This window comes from Alteromonas sp. ABM1_013 (assembly GCF_056160505.1).
Window position 1 is genome coordinate 681022 of sequence record NZ_JBSWXH010000002.1, and the last position, 15852, is coordinate 696873.

13 protein-coding genes are annotated in these 15852 nt (G+C 40.6%); 8 read left to right on the forward strand and 5 right to left on the reverse strand.

The window, feature by feature from the left end; translation table 11 throughout:
* The first annotated feature begins 86 nt into the window (after positions 1-86).
* On the forward strand, positions 87-2726 hold the full coding sequence (locus tag ACXAGK_RS07535) for a tetratricopeptide repeat protein (RefSeq protein ID WP_474855349.1): 2640 nt from the start codon (positions 87-89) through the stop codon (positions 2724-2726).
* A gap of 189 nt (positions 2727-2915) precedes the next feature.
* Positions 2916-3692: a hypothetical protein gene (locus ACXAGK_RS07540; RefSeq protein WP_474855350.1), complete on the forward strand. Its 777-nt coding sequence runs from the start codon at positions 2916-2918 to the stop codon at positions 3690-3692.
* Between the two features lie 114 nt (positions 3693-3806).
* Here ACXAGK_RS07540 and ACXAGK_RS07545 read toward each other — a convergent pair whose 3' ends face one another.
* The 3 genes from ACXAGK_RS07545 to ACXAGK_RS07555 form a co-directional block, all read right to left on the reverse strand.
* A complete protein-coding gene (locus tag ACXAGK_RS07545; RefSeq protein WP_474855352.1) occupies positions 3807-5438 on the reverse strand; it encodes an FAD-binding protein in 1632 nt (543 codons plus the stop codon).
* Between the two features lie 253 nt (positions 5439-5691).
* Positions 5692-6531 carry a PEP-CTERM/exosortase system-associated acyltransferase gene (locus tag ACXAGK_RS07550; protein ID WP_474855354.1) on the reverse strand — a complete coding sequence of 280 codons (840 nt, stop codon included), beginning with the start codon at positions 6529-6531 and terminating at the stop codon, positions 5692-5694.
* A 49-nt stretch (positions 6532-6580) separates the two neighbouring features.
* Complete coding sequence (locus ACXAGK_RS07555; protein WP_474855356.1) at positions 6581-7345, reverse strand: YdcF family protein; 765 nt, start codon at positions 7343-7345, stop codon at positions 6581-6583.
* A 61-nt stretch (positions 7346-7406) separates the two neighbouring features.
* On the opposite strand from ACXAGK_RS07555, the gene ACXAGK_RS07560 reads away from it, so the two are divergent.
* The 6 genes from ACXAGK_RS07560 to ACXAGK_RS07585 all read left to right on the forward strand — a co-directional run bounded on the left by ACXAGK_RS07560 (position 7407) and on the right by ACXAGK_RS07585 (position 12306).
* Positions 7407-8180 (forward strand): S1 family peptidase, encoded by a 774-nt coding sequence (locus ACXAGK_RS07560; RefSeq protein WP_474855358.1) that lies wholly within the window; start codon positions 7407-7409, stop codon positions 8178-8180.
* Positions 8181-8461: 281 nt separating this feature from the next.
* Complete coding sequence (locus ACXAGK_RS07565) at positions 8462-8980, forward strand: twin-arginine translocation signal domain-containing protein (RefSeq protein ID WP_474855360.1); 519 nt, start codon at positions 8462-8464, stop codon at positions 8978-8980.
* Positions 8981-9078: 98 nt separating this feature from the next.
* The gene (locus ACXAGK_RS07570; protein ID WP_474855362.1) at positions 9079-9225 is read left to right on the forward strand and encodes a hypothetical protein; all 147 of its coding nucleotides are present in this window, start codon (positions 9079-9081) and stop codon (positions 9223-9225) included.
* Positions 9226-9250: 25 nt separating this feature from the next.
* Positions 9251-10153 carry an HprK-related kinase A gene (locus ACXAGK_RS07575; protein WP_474855364.1) on the forward strand — a complete coding sequence of 301 codons (903 nt, stop codon included), beginning with the start codon at positions 9251-9253 and terminating at the stop codon, positions 10151-10153.
* The gene (locus ACXAGK_RS07580; protein WP_474855366.1) at positions 10153-11289 is read left to right on the forward strand and encodes a nucleotidyltransferase family protein; all 1137 of its coding nucleotides are present in this window, start codon (positions 10153-10155) and stop codon (positions 11287-11289) included. The genes ACXAGK_RS07575 and ACXAGK_RS07580 overlap by 1 nt, the downstream gene beginning before the upstream one ends.
* Positions 11290-12306 (forward strand): NAD-dependent epimerase, encoded by a 1017-nt coding sequence (locus tag ACXAGK_RS07585; protein ID WP_474855367.1) that lies wholly within the window; start codon positions 11290-11292, stop codon positions 12304-12306.
* A gap of 33 nt (positions 12307-12339) precedes the next feature.
* Here the strand turns inward: ACXAGK_RS07585 and ACXAGK_RS07590 are convergent, their stop codons facing one another.
* Entirely contained in the window at positions 12340-13224 is an 885-nt protein-coding gene (locus ACXAGK_RS07590) for a patatin-like phospholipase family protein (protein ID WP_474855369.1), read from the reverse strand.
* A gap of 397 nt (positions 13225-13621) precedes the next feature.
* Complete coding sequence (locus ACXAGK_RS07595; RefSeq protein WP_474855371.1) at positions 13622-15817, reverse strand: malate synthase G; 2196 nt, start codon at positions 15815-15817, stop codon at positions 13622-13624.
* Positions 15818-15852: the final 35 nt, after the last annotated feature.

A 15852-nucleotide genomic window follows, 5' to 3' on the forward strand; every position in this document is an offset into this window, starting at 1 on the left:
AAAAATAGAATAATTAAACGTAAATGGTTACGGACTAAAAAAGATAACTTGTTGAATTGGCGATTAATAATAAAGGATTAGAATTTATGTCACGAATACTCAGAGTACTATTGAGTCATTTTTTTTGTCTAGCCTTACTTGCTAATTTGTACGGCTGTAAAGAACAAAGTGTTGAAGATCTTGTTGGTGAAGCAAAAGGTTATTTAGAGCTGAAGGATTACCAGTCTGCAATAATCAATTTAAAAAATGCGGTTGCTAAAGAGCCGGATAATGGTGAGCTGAGGCATCTATTAGGTAGAGTTCAACTATCCCACGGAAGCCCTGATGCATCAATCAAAAACTTAAACAGGGCAATAGAATTGGGAGAGTTAGCTGCCTATATCGAACTTACTCGTGCATACTTCTTTTCTTCTAATTATGATGAAGTCTTAGACTTATATTCAAGTCTGTCGAGGAAAGTGAATTTTGAACAAGGACCAAAGCTCCATGTTTTTATTTCTGCTATTCGCTCTAACCAAAGATCTCCCATACATATTTCGGAATTTAAAGGAGACTTTCTTAAACTTGCTCAAATATCTGTCTCTTTAAAAGCAGAGAAATTCGACGACGCTAAAGAAAAGTTGATGAATCTCGAAAATGACCAAGTGGCAACTGTTTTAGTAAAGTTTTACCAAGGTTTGATAAGTCTTGGCTTGGGCGATGGATATGGCGCTATTGAGCCACTAGAAAGTGTCGTCAACACGATGCCTACATATAATCATGCATATTTCCTTTTAGTGGAAGCTTACTTTCTGGCTAATAAGCTACAGGATGCTGAATATTTACTTTCTAAGATGGAAACAGCAGACCCCAAGAATCCGCAAATAGCTCGCCAGCAAGCTACGTTAAATTTTAAAAAATATGAATATGAAAAGGCGCTCAGGTATGCTGATAAAGCGAGAGCAGCCGGACTAAACTCAACGTCCCTACAGATAGTTAGTGGGGTGGCAGCTTACGAACTGAAAAACTATGAAATGGCCTATGAAAATCTCAAGCGAGTTATCTCAGTCCTTCCGTCGGAAAGCTCTGTACAGGCTATTTTTCTGGAAGTGCAGCTGCTCCTCGGTAAAGTCGACGAAGCGTTTCAAACTTTAAACCTAAGCTCAAAATTGGCAGAAGAGAAGGTTTATGAGTCTGTTGGAGTGATGTTTGCACAAAATGGTAATATAGAAAGTTCCCTAAAATTGTTGGCGCTAATGAACGAGAAATATGATTCCGGACCATTCAATCAGCTTCGAGAAGGGATACTTAAACTACAACTTGATGACGAAAGTGGTGTGGAAAACATCAAACAAGCAATAACTGAAGATAAAGATATTCCCGCAGCGTGGCTTTTGTTATCTCATACTTATATGACTCAGGGAAACTTCGCTGAAGCGATAAGCGTAGCTAAAAAATGGCAGTTAGAAGAGCCTGTGAGCGGGCTCTTACTTGAAAGTCTAGTTGAAAAGGATAAAGGTAATTACGACAAAGCAATTGAGCTTAATAAAAAAGCCCAGACTCTGGATTCTAAAAATCTATATGCTAAACATCTAATGCTGGAGTTGCTTATCTCCAATAAGCAATACGATGAAGCGTATTCACTCGCTAAGCTTATGCTGGACTCTGGCCCCAGTGACCTCACAGTTTTATTTTCATTGGTGCGGCTAAATGAAGTGGCTCCTGAATCATTTAAAATAAGTGAATATTTACAAGAGCAAATTGCAAGCGGTCACTCTACTGATAATACTAGAGTGGCTTTAGCCTCGGTATATCAGTCCCAAAAGGAATATGACGCAGCAATAAAAACGATACATGGCATTGTGAAAAATGAGAGCTTGTACGGGTTATTACTAGAGGGAGATTTACTTTTATCTTTAAATAGAAAAGTTGAAGCACTGGATGCTTTTAAAAAACTACAGCAACTTTACCCTGAGAATGTGTTGTCTTGGTTGAGGCTCATTGGCATTAATAAGTTAGTCGGTAACGAAAAGTATGCTTCTTTTTTAGCAAAAAAAGCCTATTCAATATTCCCGAATAATTTTGAAGTCACAATCTTGTATCTAGAGTATCTCGTCAAAACGAATTCCTACATTGAGGCCAGGAGTGTTTTGAACAAAAATGCACTCAAAACATCAAGCAGTCCACTCAAGTTAAAATTAGAAGCGGAAGTGTTGGTTTTAGAAGGTAAGTATGATGGAGCTCTTGAAACATTAGAGGCTATATATGCAGAACACCCATCATTCGAGATCGCGACATTACTAGCCAAGGTACTTCCCTTAAAAGGACAATATGAAAAAGCGAAAACGCTTTTAATAAACGAGTTCGATAACCTAGCCAATAAATCTCTAGCACGTCATACATTAGCTGAATTTTGCGTTGCAAACCAAGATTACAATTGCGCTAAAAAGTTTTATTTAGACGCAACTAGGGAAAATGCTAAAGACTTTGTTGCTTTAAACAATCTAGCATCATTAAATCTACAAGATAAGAAGTATGATAAAGCATTAAAGTTTGCAGAACGTGCTTATGATATTGCTCCTCAAAATATTGCAATTGTGGATACTTATGGGTATGCGTTACTGAAAGTAGGAAATGTAGAACAAGCGGCGCCACTTTTGAGAGAGGCTTACAGAAGGTCACCGAATAATCCTGAAATAGTAAAACACTGGAATGAATTGGATAAGACGGTTGCCAAGAAATTGTAAAGTTCGACTGAGAATTCGTTATAATGAATGTATGGTGTCAACTTTTTTATCACTTTGAAATGCGTAGTTTTTTCCGCAATTTTTTATTCTTATTATACAATGGGTTATATTGTCCCTGCATGTGGCATGCAAAATGCTTTTATTACTTTGTGGTTTTGATATTAATGATTAATGAAGGATTATAAAGTTATGAAAAAATTGATGAAGATTTTATCCGTATGCGCTTTAGGCTTCGGCTTGAATGCGCAAGCGGCAACAATTACGGTGGGCGGAGTTACATGGGATCCAGATTTCGACGCTGGATTCGGTGTCCATGATTTTTCTTCTGAGTTGAGTTTTGCACAGTGGTGGTCTTCGGTTGGTACCACAGACAACCAAACTATTGAAGCCGATAATATAGCTGACGGCAACGTTGTTGTTCCCGGTAACGGCGAATTAATGGGTATAGCAACATTTCGTAATCTAAACGGCGATAGTTCTTCATTTGTATGTGCTACATGTTCACTGAATTTGGCATTCGGCGGTCTCGTTTTGGATAATCCAGGCGACTTGGTATTTAATACTAGTAATAGTTGGTTCAATGTATTTGTAACTCCTGCGACTACTGACCCGTTCAATGCTGGTCAGTATGCTGTTGCACAAACTGGTTCTGTTTGGCTGTCGGGAGTTTTTGATGATTTCGCACTTACATCTGGTAATGTTCAAAATGGTACATCGTTAGGCTTCCTTTCGGTGACTGGCGGTGATGCATTCGCTAATTTTGACACTCACAATGTGAATAACCTCATAAGCGGTGGTCTAGCAGACCTTCAAATTTCAGGGACTGCCAACTTTGATGGCGAGCTGTTTGCACAAGCCGCTGGTCTTGCGGTGAGTGGTGATACAGTGGCAGTTTCGGAACCATCAGTATTTGCCTTATTCGGTTTGAGCCTTCTTGTATTGGGTGCTCGTGCACGGCGCAAATAATGTTGTAACCTAGTATTATAAAGGTCTGTTCTGTTAATTAGAGCAGACTTTTTTATACGCTTTTCAACTTTAAATCCTAGAACAATCGTAATCTGTTTTTTGAGTTTTTCCTCACTATGGTTTGTACGGGTTGTAACGATCTGGACTTATAAGCTCATGAGGATCCAAAGATTGTGCAATTTTCCCTGCAATTTTCCAAAATGCACTATTCGCATCCAATCCCCGTTGCTGATTTATATTCAATCGATATGGCACGAACCCTAACTTCAATCCTTCTTCGTATAGAGCTTGCAAACAATTGTGAGCATCCTCAACCGCGCTAGGATTTCTAAGATCAAAAACAATCGGAATTGTACTGTCTGTTGAAATGGCACTGAGATTTGTAAAAGTAATCATTGGTTCGATATTGTAGAGCGGAGTAATTTTTCTCACCATGCCGACAAAAATTTTTAGTGACTTTGCTTTGGCTGGAACTAATGGGGCGTACCAGAGAAGACCGCAACCATCCTTAGCTGGGTCCATAATACGCGTTTTATCTGGCCTAATCCTCGGATTTCTCCAATAGGCAAGTGGCAATGCCACTTGACTGGGTTTTCCTTGCATAACCTCCATTCCTGCTGAGAGTTTCTCAAGTTGTTCCCTTGCGCTGCTCAATAACGGAGAATTAAAATTTTTCGTTAAATATTGCCCAAATTTGACGAGCCGATCACTTGAAAATAGTACTTGGTCTGCTTTTCCTTTAGCAATCCTACGAATATCTTGTTTAGCGGCCGCAGCCACTGACTTTGTTCCATATATAGTTCCCACCAATGTCCACTCTGGGACATCATATTTTTTTGATATACTCTTAACTTGCTCAGGCGTCATAATTTTGTGACTGTCAGCCCCTTGCGGGTTATCAGCGACCATGGCAGCAACGCGGCGTTTATCCATTAAGTTTATAGAGCCTACAACGCCTTCCAGGTTGTTAAATATGTCCTTAACTACGCTATAAGCACTTTCCAAACTATTTTCATTGAAAAAACGCATGTAAAAAGAATCAAATGCTGGCTTTAGCCGAGCCAAAGAAAGGGTTATTTCTGTGACAATCATATTTCCCGATTGAGTGAAGATGCCATCTAGGTAAGGACCATGTTTCCATTTAAACGTTTTATCGACATAACATTCGACGTTTTCGTTATTGTTTGAGTTGACCATAGCTTGTAAAGAAGACTCGTAAAAACTCCCGTCTGCTAAAAAACCCTTTATTGATGTTAGAGACGAAAAGTGGTCAGCAACAGGTGTAATTCCGTATCCGCGCTCTAGGGCATTAGCTAATATACTGGTTGTCGGACCTGCACCAGTGACCGGCACCATGAATTGAGTTTTTTTTTCAGAGAGAAACTCAAACAACATGCCTTGAGTAACTCCTGGTTGTACCGAAATTATGCCGTTCTCTTCATCGAAATAAGTGATTTCACTAAGAGCACTTAAATCCAAAAGTACTACGTGTTCAAGCGTGCTAGGAAGAGAAGATCCATAGCCCCAATTTTTTCCGGAACTTATTGGATGTAGAGAAAACTTATCGTCTGTCTTTGCTTGGTCATTTGCAAACTTTAAAAGTTTTTCTATTGATTCGATACTTAAAGGTTTAACGATACAAGCTATTTCTCTATCAAAACCCTCGGTGTTAAAGATATTTTCACGTGTAGCAGGTATAACTTTGGCTGTCTCGCCTAATTTGTTCTGCAGCGTTTCAATAAGCACAAGCTAGCCCTTCAGTAAGTATAAAGTCTTAATCACATGCATACTTTTTAAAAGTGATGGAGTGAAGCTAATTTCTCTTTGCCTTTTGTAATGTTAACAATTGAAATTTCGAAAGCCCGCACAGTATTTACGTTAATGATATTTAAAGTATTGTGCAGTAGGCTGGCAAAGCCAACGTGACTTAGCGTATCACGCTTTAAACAAAACGATTCAAAAATTAAGTCATAAACGGTGAAAAATACACCACCAAAATTCAATATCTAGGGTATTTATTTACTTGTTCTTGTATGTTCTTTAACATTAATTTAAAGCTAGGTCTTAAATTAGCATAGAGCAGTGATGGATTGATATAATACGGTGCGCGCTTTCCATGATAGTTAATAATAGGGCCAACTTGTTCGAATTGTATACCCACAAATCGCATGCTTCTAGCCAATCGTGGTTCCATCATCACGTACGTATGCTTTATGTCGTTATGTATGACGAGAGCTGCAGCAGAGAAATAAAGTCCGATTGCTATGAAAGGAAAGCATCTTAGCTCATTTTCGGAGTAAGTGTGCTCGTTAATAACACCTAGAGCTGCTCCAGAGAACCTGTCCATCTGACGTTTTCGAAATTCGGCAGGAACAGCCAGTCGAGAAATTTCACAGACGTCCTTTCTAGCAAAGTTTCGAGGGTTGAGTGTTTCGTGTGTGATTGAATTAAGACAAAACTTTTCTATCGGTAAAAGTTGGTCGTCAAGTTGAGGTCGCACTAAACGAACTGTACCAGCGTAGTGTCCAGAACCTTTGTGTCTTATCAAGCAAGGACTAGAGAAAGCATCGAACTCATCTTTTTCAATACGGTCCTCATTCAGAGGTTCAAACTTAAGTTCTTCGCAGTAGACTTTATGCCTTATATTATAACTTTCGGTTCGGGTGTTTCCAGATTGTGCAACTACGGGCTCCAGGAAGTCTGAAAAGTGTTTTGAGATAAATTTAGCTTCTTGGAGTTTTTCTAAGCCCCCAAGAGCTTTGCCCAGCTTACTATCACGACCTACGATTGACTTCACGCGTCCTATTATTGTTTTATTAGCCACTAAAATTTGGTCCACATAAAAACATCCTTCAAAATAGTTTAGCAAATCTTTTACATAATTTACCTTAACCTTTTATACTATTTTTAGTTATTTGATATTTAGCGATTGCCAAGTATTCGTACAATGCTTTTCTTACCTGTTCAAGTGAAGAGATTGATGGGGGCGCTATGAATAGTTTTAAATCTCCTGAGCTTTGAAAATCTACGCTCACTACTGTAGTTTCCATCTCTAACTGTTTTAACATCATTTCAATTCTAATACGATGCGTTGCACTCGTTACGGTGATAGTTTTTTTCTTATTGTACAAGTTGCTTAATGCTGTTATTTCAGAGAATGTATCAGTGCCCGTGGGTATTGATATGATATTGTTCTGATTAACTCCTAAGGTCTCAAGAAAGCTTTTTGCCTTTTCTGAGTAATTTACACTTTTATCATCTAAAAAATTTCCACCAGTTAGCACTATCGGAATATTCAATTTTTCGGAAAGAATCTTAGCTTGAACTAGTCGTTGAAGAGAGCACTCATGCCATCGAGATATTTCAGGTATATTGTAGCGAGTATAATAATAGCAAGCGGGTACAAATATAACTTCGCCTTGTGAAACTTTTGATGAATCATAAAGTTTTTCATTGTGCTCCAACGGATAAAGTAAAACATTAGCTACCCAGGGTTGTGAAAAAATAAGTAGTACTAGAGAGCCTAAGACAAATAAACGTTTTGCAATCTTTTGCTTGTTTACCTTTAGCAGGATCAAAGACGCTGCTATCAGCGTTAAACTCACCACTAGCGGTGATATCAAAAGAAGAGTGATTTGCTTAAGGTAGAACATTGCTTTTATTTCGCTGTTTTTGATTTAAACTCTAAGGTAACGTGCAATAGGTAAAAATTATATGAAAACTTTATTCTTCAAAGCTTTTTTATTGCTAACTTTTTGTAGTTCAGGTCTTACAGCAGAGCAAACTAAAACTACTGATTTTACCACGATAGTCAAGATTGTTTCTGAAGGGACGGTGGCCATCGCGATTGACGCTCCGATAAAACATTCATCCCCCCGTGTATTGGGGACTGGTTTTGTTGTCGCTGACGGTCTGTTTGCGGTTACAAATTATCACGTTGTATCAGAAGATTTGGACCCAACTATCGTTGAAAATTATGTGGTTCTTAGTGGGGAGGGGAGCGTAGTAAAAAAAATAAAGGCGGAGGTTCTGAAGATAGATCCAAAGCATGACTTAGCTTTGCTGAAGCTAGATTCTCAATTAAAGCCCCTTGAATTGGGGAATGAAGAGTTAATATTACCAGGTTCTGAAATTGCACTAACGGGATTTCCGATAGGTGCTATTTTAGGCCTGTATCCCGCTACACATAGAGGTTACATTTCAGCCATTACGCCCGATGCGATCCCAGCTATGAATAGCAATCAGTTAACATTGACTATGATGAACCGACTGAAAAGCGTAAGTCTCATTTATCAATTGGACGCAACTGCTTATCCCGGAAATAGTGGAAGCCCCATGTACGACCCTAAATCAGGAGAAGTAGTGGGGGTTATCAATAAAGTATTAGTAAAAGACACAAAGGAAAGTGCTTTATCATCACCAACAGGCATCTCGTATGCTATTCCTGTTAAATATGTCCATAAACTCATCAGTGACGTTACAAACTGATATAGTTTCTGTTATACGCCGGTTTCGAAGATTATAAGTTGTTATCTTATAGGTAGTAATTCGTTTTTTGTTTGAGCTATAATTCATTCAAACGTCGCAAAATGAAGTGTCCGCCCTGTCAGTATTTTTAACGATTTACATATTTGTTATATTTAAGTTTTTGATTTACGGTTGCTTTATAGTTGGCTTTATTTTTGCTTTGTATGCTTCTAACGCTACAATAAATAGAATCTGAGAAATTTATGAAGCACTCGAATGTTAACAAGGACATTAATAAAGGTATGAATTCACGTCGTCAGTTTATCACCAAGGCTGCTGCCGGTGGCGTTGTAGCTGCTATTGCTTCTAAAACAGCTTGGGCAGGAGGACACTCTGCGACCGGGTGTTCTGTTTCTGGTAACTTGTCAGGAAATCTTTCAAACAACCATGAATGTAACGTTACCAATATAAAGGGACTCGGACCATCTGAATGGAAAGACATTTTGAGAAGTCGCAATGCTCGTAATTCATACGGCGTTAAAAACTACAAATGGAAAGAAGTTTTTGAGGGGCGCTCACCCATTGAGGGAAGCCTAACAGGTGATGATAGGTTAAAGCATTTCTTAAATCGAGATTCAATGCTCACTCTAAACGAAGCATTGATCGTCGCATATTTAAATGCTAAAAGCGGGAAATACCCGTTACCTGTTGGTCAAGAAGCCGAGAGTTATGTTCAAGGGCTTTATGATGATGTCAGTTATGGTGCGTATGGTGCAAATAGCGAACAGCGTTTGATCGCAGCAGTCGAAGCCACGTATTAAAATTGAATAAAAACCCATCTATAAGTATTTTTGTAGCTCCTGATAATTCAGGAGTTGCGATTCAACATATACCATCTTATCGAGTGTTGTTCCTTCCTTTGAAATATGAAAGTCTGGTAACAGCATGGCGAACGTCAGTTAACTTCCCTGAGTTGCCTAAATTAGACGAGCGAAAATTTGGGCTTTCCGATGATGATATTTCTGTGTTCGTTGACTTGCTCACCCAAGTTAACTTGATAGACTGAAAACTTTCTGGGGCGTGATTTGTTATTGTCAGAGTTATCTAATGCTCAGTATGAAAATGCGGTAAAAAAGTCAGGGGTGAACATAGAGTTTGGTCTAGTTTCAGTAAATGTAAGCTCTTCCTTCTCACAAGTTACAAAAACAATATTAGAGCTTTATCAGGATTATAAAGTTTCACTAAATTCAGATTGGTTCGATTTCAATATTTCAGTTGAAAGACCTTCAAATTTCCGCCGATTCTTCAAAACTCAGGCCGTGTTCAAATTGGACGGACATATCCCATTCAAGCCGTTGCCCTCTGCGCATGCCTATCCACTTTTCGAGTGGGGAATGAATTGGTGTGTTGCAAACTTTTATCATAAATACTTAATTTTTCACGCTGCTGTACTTGAAAAAAATGGTAAAGCTGTAATTTTTCCAGCGCCCCCAGGCTCAGGTAAAAGCACCTTATGTGCTAGTTTAGTGCTATCTGGCTGGCGGTTGCTGTCTGATGAAATGGCTGTACTAGACATAGAAACAGGAAGAGTTTTACCTTTCGTTCGCCCGATATGCCTAAAGAATAATTCTATTTCACTTGTTAAAGATTGGTTTCCCGAAGCTTATATCTCAGATATCGCGACAGATACTCAGAAAGGTGATGTAGCACATGTAAGGCCGCCCACTGATTCTGTAAGGCGGTGTGCAGAGAGTGCCGACTTATTTGCTGTGGTTTTTCCAAAGTATGTTGCTGGTAGCACGACAGATGTCTTTTCAATGACACAAATTTCAACATTAAATATGTTGATTGAAAATGCGTTTAATTTTGATCTATTCGGTCACGAAGGCTTTGATTTTATCTCTAGTAAACTACCTAATCTGCTTTTATTAGAAGCGACATACAGTAACGTGGATGAGTTGAGGAATATCTTGGAAAGCGAGGTGAATAATTAGTGTCCCGCTGTGTACAAACAATCTTAACGGGTATCTTAACCGGTAGTCACTTTAATTCGCTTTCGACGTCAGAATGGCGTGATTTGATACTTGTTGCCCGTGCTAACTCTTTGCTACCAAGAGTCGCCTGTATACTTTTAAGTGATGCAGATAACGATTTTCATATACCTCCTACAGCACATGCCCACTTGGTTGCAAGTATTCGTCATGAAACTCTTTTTCACAATCAAGTTATAAATGAAGTGAAACTCGTTAATGCAAAAATTTCTAGAGCACTAAATAATAAGTTGATTGCTTTAAAGGGAGCAGGTTACGTTATCGCAGACAGCAAAGCTGCAAAGGGGAGAATATTTTCAGATATCGATCTTTTGGTACTCAAAGATGATATTCCGAAAGTTGAAAGAGCACTTCATTTGTTTGGTTTTGTCTCAGACACGGACTCTGAATATGACCAAAAGTACTACCGAGAGTGGGCTCATGAAATCCCTCCTCTGCGTCATTTTCAGAGGGGAACGGTTTTAGATGTTCACCATAATATTATTCCCGTTGTAAGTGGCCGAGCCCCAAATATTGAGTTCTTTTTTGAATCCACCGTTGAGACCGAATATGGAGTAGAAGTGCTTCGGCCTGCGGCAATGTTCCTCCACTCCGCAATACATTTGTTTTTCTCTGAAGAATTTACCAACGGATTTAGAGATTTATCGGATTTGTCACTATTGCTAGATGAAATCGTTGGCGACTTTGATGAAGTTAATTACTTGTTTGAACTTGCGCAAAACACTGGTTTTGAAAACGAACTGTTTTTAGCATTTAGATATCTAGAAAAAGTTTTAAATAAGAAAGTTCCAGCTCACATTACGAAAAATTTTAAGCAGCCATTACCAAAGGGCATGAGATTAGTACTAAACGACTTTATATTTGGTAAGGTTCTTGCTGCCAATCATCGCTTAGTTGATGTAAAGTTTCGGGGTCTAGCACAGTGGTTGGCATTCGTTCGCGGACATTTATTAAAAATGCCATTTAATATATTAGTGAAACATACTGCCTCTAAACTTTGGCGAAGCGTTGTCAAATCAGTTACAGGAGATGTTGAAAATAATCATCATGTCCAACAAAAAGATGTTAAGGAACAATAAATGAAAATCTTAGTCACCGGAGCAGCTGGTTTCATTGGTGCAGCTGTATCGCAATACCTTATCAATCGTGGTGACCAAGTTGTCGGGATTGACAACATAAACGATTATTACGATGTAAATTTAAAGCACGCTCGATTAGATGAAATCAAATCATCATCTGCTGCTGACCTGTTCTCATTCACAGAAATGGGCGTTGAAGAGCGCGATAAAATCGCTGCGCTTTTTGAAACGCATAAGTTCGACAGGGTAGTGCACTTAGCAGCCCAGGCAGGCGTACGTTATTCTCTTGAAAACCCTAACGCTTATGTCGACTCAAATATTGTCGGTTTTGTGAATATTTTGGAAGGCTGTCGTCACAATAACGTTGAGCATTTGGTGTATGCGTCATCTAGCTCAGTTTACGGCGCTAATGAAACTATGCCGTTTTCGGAGCAGCATAACGTAGATCACCAAGTTAGCTTGTATGCCGCTTCTAAAAAAGCGAACGAGCTAATGGCTCACACTTATAGCCATCTGTATAACTTGCCTACAACAGGGCTGCGCTTTTTCACTGTTTACGGGCCTTGGGGCCGTCCAGATATGGCGCTGTTCAAGTTCACTAAAGCGATTCTAGAAGGTAAAACAATACAGGTTTATAACTACGGTAACCACCGTCGTGATTTCACCTACATTGATGATATTGTGGAAGGCGTAATTCGTTCACTGGATAATGTGGCGAAACCTAATGAGAGTTGGGATGGCAGTAACCCAGACCCAAGCACCAGTAAAGCGCCTTATAAGGTATACAACATAGGTGCGCAAACGCCTGTTCACCTTTTGAAGTTCATTGAAACGTTGGAAAGTGCGCTGGGTGTTGAGGCTAAAAAAGAACTGCTTCCTATTCAGCCAGGCGATGTGCCAGATACCTATGCTGATGTGTCGTCGCTTGTTGAAGATACTGGGTACCAACCGTCTACCGATGTTGAAACGGGCGTTAAAGCGTTTGTGGATTGGTATCGTGATTTTTACAAGGTGTGAGACCTAGCACGTTAAACGTGCTTTGAAAGTCAGTTAAATTGCACCGCTTTTCATAAATCCCGCACACTTTTTGGGCAAAAACTCTTTTGTGGTTGAATAACCCAACTCAAAAAGTGTGTTTTTAATCTCTGGTGTGAGCGAAAAATCTACCGCAGAAATCTCCCCGGTATTCACTACCACTGTATTGTGCCAGTACTTGGCATTAACGTACTCTCTGGATATCGCCGTCATAAACGTACGAATAAGCATGCTGACGTATTGGGGTAATTGAAGAAGGTTCTTTTTAATGGCTTTACGTTTTTGATTAGTGCTTTGTAGCCTAAAACACACGGAAGGCGTGCCATCACCTCGCCAGTCTTCAAACAGTGCATCTTCAGACAATATCGCCCCGTCTACTAGCAAGTGCTCTTTAAAGGGCTTAAATGAAAAGATTAGCGGTATCGACATAGAGTACCGTACTGCCTCTGATACTTTCATATCAGGAGAGGTCTGCTTATTAAATAAAACTGGCCCGCCGCCATTTACGTCGGTAGCGAGTATATGCAGGTCCAGGGGGAGGTCGGCAAAGACTGCACCCTCTAACTGTTCGTCAATCCATCGCTGAAACACATCGCCAGATGACAGCCCTCCTTCTCGAAGCAATCTCACGATAGAAAACTCTGTGAATTGCTTGAAATCGGTAACGAGTGCTAGCTCTCGCATTTGCTCGACAGTGTACCCTTTGGCATAAAGGGATGCGATAATTGAGCCGCCAGATACGCCAACCAAAGTATCGAAACCAATGTTCATATCGTGCAGCGCTTTTATGATACCGATATGGGCACTTAAACGCGTACCCCCACCTGAAAAGATAGGAACTATTTGTGTGACGTTCGCATGTAAAAGTTTATTCGGTATCGCCGCCGAGGCTATCTGCATGTGCATACTCCAAACTAAGGAGGCTTTGCGCTAAGTGTTTAGTTCCAACGGAATAACAAACGCTACGCCCCACACTATAAAAGCGTAGTTTACTCATACATTATCAGCAAAGTATCAAGGGGGAGATAAGCGATATCTTTAGTCTAAAGTGTTGCCATATCACTACACAGTTCGCTTTTGAGTGTGTTTGCGAAGTGATTTCACGCGTCGCGACAATAAATGCAAACGCATTAGTAATACACCAGCAATAAATAAAAAGGCTCACTGCTGTTTACTAACAGAGTGAGCCTTATTCAAATGCGTCTGATGAGGCTTGAAACTAGCTAGCTAATTCTTTGGTATTTTACCGTATGGAATATAGCTTTTCGTTTCCAATCCTTAGCCCTCATATTTTGTACTAGCTCGCCGCAAGTTTTGCCTTCATTTCGCGGCGACGGGCGTGCAGTAAAGGTTCAGTGTAACCGCTAGGCTGCTCTTTACCTTTGAAGATTAGATCGCTTGCGGCTAAGAAACCGATTGAGCTGTCTAAATCAGGTGACATTGGGATATATTTAGGGTCCCCCGCATTTTGCTCATCTACTAAGACAGCCATACGCGCCAAAGACTCTTTTACCTGATCTACACTTACAATGCCGTGCTCTAGCCAGTTAGCGATGTGCTGCGATGAAATACGCAAGGTTGCGCGGTCTTCCATCAGTCCTACGTCGTTGATATCTGGCACCTTCGAGCAGCCTACGCCTTGGTGAACCCAGCGTACAACGTAGCCTAAAATGCCCTGAACGTTATTGTCGATTTCGCGCTTAATACTCTCACGCGTCAAAGTAGAGGCATCTTCTAACAATGGAATGGTAAGTATGTCAGCAAGGCCATCAAAGTTTTTATCTAGTGACTTCTGAACGTCAAACACATTTACATCGTGATAATGAAGCGCGTGCAGTGTCGCTGCGGTAGGTGAGGGCACCCATGCCGTATTAGCCCCCGCCTTAGGGTGACCTATTTTGGCGGTCATCATATTTTGCATTTCATCAGGAATTGGCCACATGCCTTTACCAATTTGCGCTTTGCCAGAAAGGCCGCAGCGAAGGCCTACAGCCACATTTGCGGTTTCATAGGCTTTAATCCAAGCCATAGACTTAAGCGCGGCTTTTTCTGCAAAAGGCCCGGCTAGCATCGAGGTATGAATTTCATCACCGGTTCTGTCTAAGAAGCCGGTATTAATGAATACAACCCGGGAGGTAGCTTCAGCAATACAAGCCTGAAGGTTGATACTTGTGCGGCGTTCTTCATCCATTATACCCATCTTAAGGGTGTTGGCTGGAACATCGATTATTGCTTCAATCGCACCAAACAATGCGTTAGAGAATGCCACTTCTTCAGGTCCATGCATTTTAGGTTTAACAATATAAATACTGCCTTCACGGCTGTTTTTAAATTTGCTGTTTCCTAAAAGATCATGCTTAGCAATAAGAGACGTCACTAAACCGTCCATGATCCCTTCTGGTACTTCTTCTCCGTCAAAGAGCATCGCATTGTTGGTCATAAGGTGGCCCACGTTTCTAACAAACATCAGGCTTCGACCAGAAAGCACTAGCTCGCCGTCTTTTAGCTCGTCTTGTGAAGCATGTTTAGACGGTTGATAGCTTCTATCATCATGCATAGCGCGAACAAGCTGTTTGCCGCCCTTTGTCATTTCAATGCTTAGCGAGCCTTTCATCAAACCCAACCAGTTGCTGTACACCAAAGTTTTGTCTTCAGCGTCAACAGCAGCTACAGAATCTTCGCAGTCCATAATGGTAGTTAGTGCGGCTTCAACCAGCACGTCTTTTACGTTCGCAGCATCGCTCTCACCAATAGGGTGGGTCGGGTCTAGTTGAATTTCAAAATGCAGACCATTGTGGGCAAAAAGCAAGCTTGAAGGTGCGTTAATGTCACCCTGGTAACCCTGCCACTGTTCGGTATTCGCTAGGGTTGTCTCGTCGCCGTCGACAAGCGTAATAGCCAGCTTGCCTGATTCGATTTTGTATTTAGTAACGTCAGCGTGGCTGCCTTTCGCTAGCGGTATCATGCTATCTAAATAGTCTTTCGCTTTAGCAACTACTTTAGCACCGCGTACGGGGTTGTAGCTCTTGCCAGGCTCGGCGCCACCGTCATTGCTTATAACGTCAGTGCCGTAAAGTGCGTCGTACAGGCTTCCCCAACGTGCGTTTACCGCATTAAGTGCGTAGCGCGCGTTATTGATTGGCACTACTAACTGCGGGCCTGCCATTGTCGCGATTTCAGCGTCTACATTTTGTGTTTGTGCGCTTACTTGTGATGGTTGTTCAACAAGGTACCCAATGCTTTTTAGGAAGTCGGTATATTCGTTTCCGTTTACCGGGTTGCCGGCTTTATGATAATCGTCGATAGCACGCTGAAGCTGTTCTCGCTTTTCTAATAGTGCGCGATTTTGAGGAATGAATTTTTCGAAGAGGGTTTCTGCACCTTGCCAAAAGGTGTCTTTATCTACGCCTGTACCAGGAAGTGCCTGTTCATTTATAAAATTATCTAGCTGTTCGGCAACCTGTAGTCGGCCTCTGGTGATATATCCTTGCATAACTACCTCTATACATTTGTCTGTTAACCCAGTGT

What these genes read in the sequence shown, in the direction of transcription:
- ACXAGK_RS07535 (WP_474855349.1), top strand. Translation starts at nt 87, where the DNA reads ATGTCACGAATACTCAGAGTACTATTGAGTCATTTTTTTTGTCTAGCC.
- ACXAGK_RS07540 (WP_474855350.1), top strand. Translation starts at nt 2,916, where the DNA reads ATGAAAAAATTGATGAAGATTTTATCCGTATGCGCTTTAGGCTTCGGC.
- ACXAGK_RS07555 (WP_474855356.1), bottom strand. Translation starts at nt 7,345, where the DNA reads ATGTTCTACCTTAAGCAAATCACTCTTCTTTTGATATCACCGCTAGTG.
- ACXAGK_RS07560 (WP_474855358.1), top strand. Translation starts at nt 7,407, where the DNA reads ATGAAAACTTTATTCTTCAAAGCTTTTTTATTGCTAACTTTTTGTAGT.
- ACXAGK_RS07565 (WP_474855360.1), top strand. Translation starts at nt 8,462, where the DNA reads ATGAATTCACGTCGTCAGTTTATCACCAAGGCTGCTGCCGGTGGCGTT.
- ACXAGK_RS07585 (WP_474855367.1), top strand. Translation starts at nt 11,290, where the DNA reads ATGAAAATCTTAGTCACCGGAGCAGCTGGTTTCATTGGTGCAGCTGTA.
- ACXAGK_RS07590 (WP_474855369.1), bottom strand. Translation starts at nt 13,224, where the DNA reads ATGCAGATAGCCTCGGCGGCGATACCGAATAAACTTTTACATGCGAAC.
- ACXAGK_RS07595 (WP_474855371.1), bottom strand. Translation starts at nt 15,817, where the DNA reads ATGCAAGGATATATCACCAGAGGCCGACTACAGGTTGCCGAACAGCTA.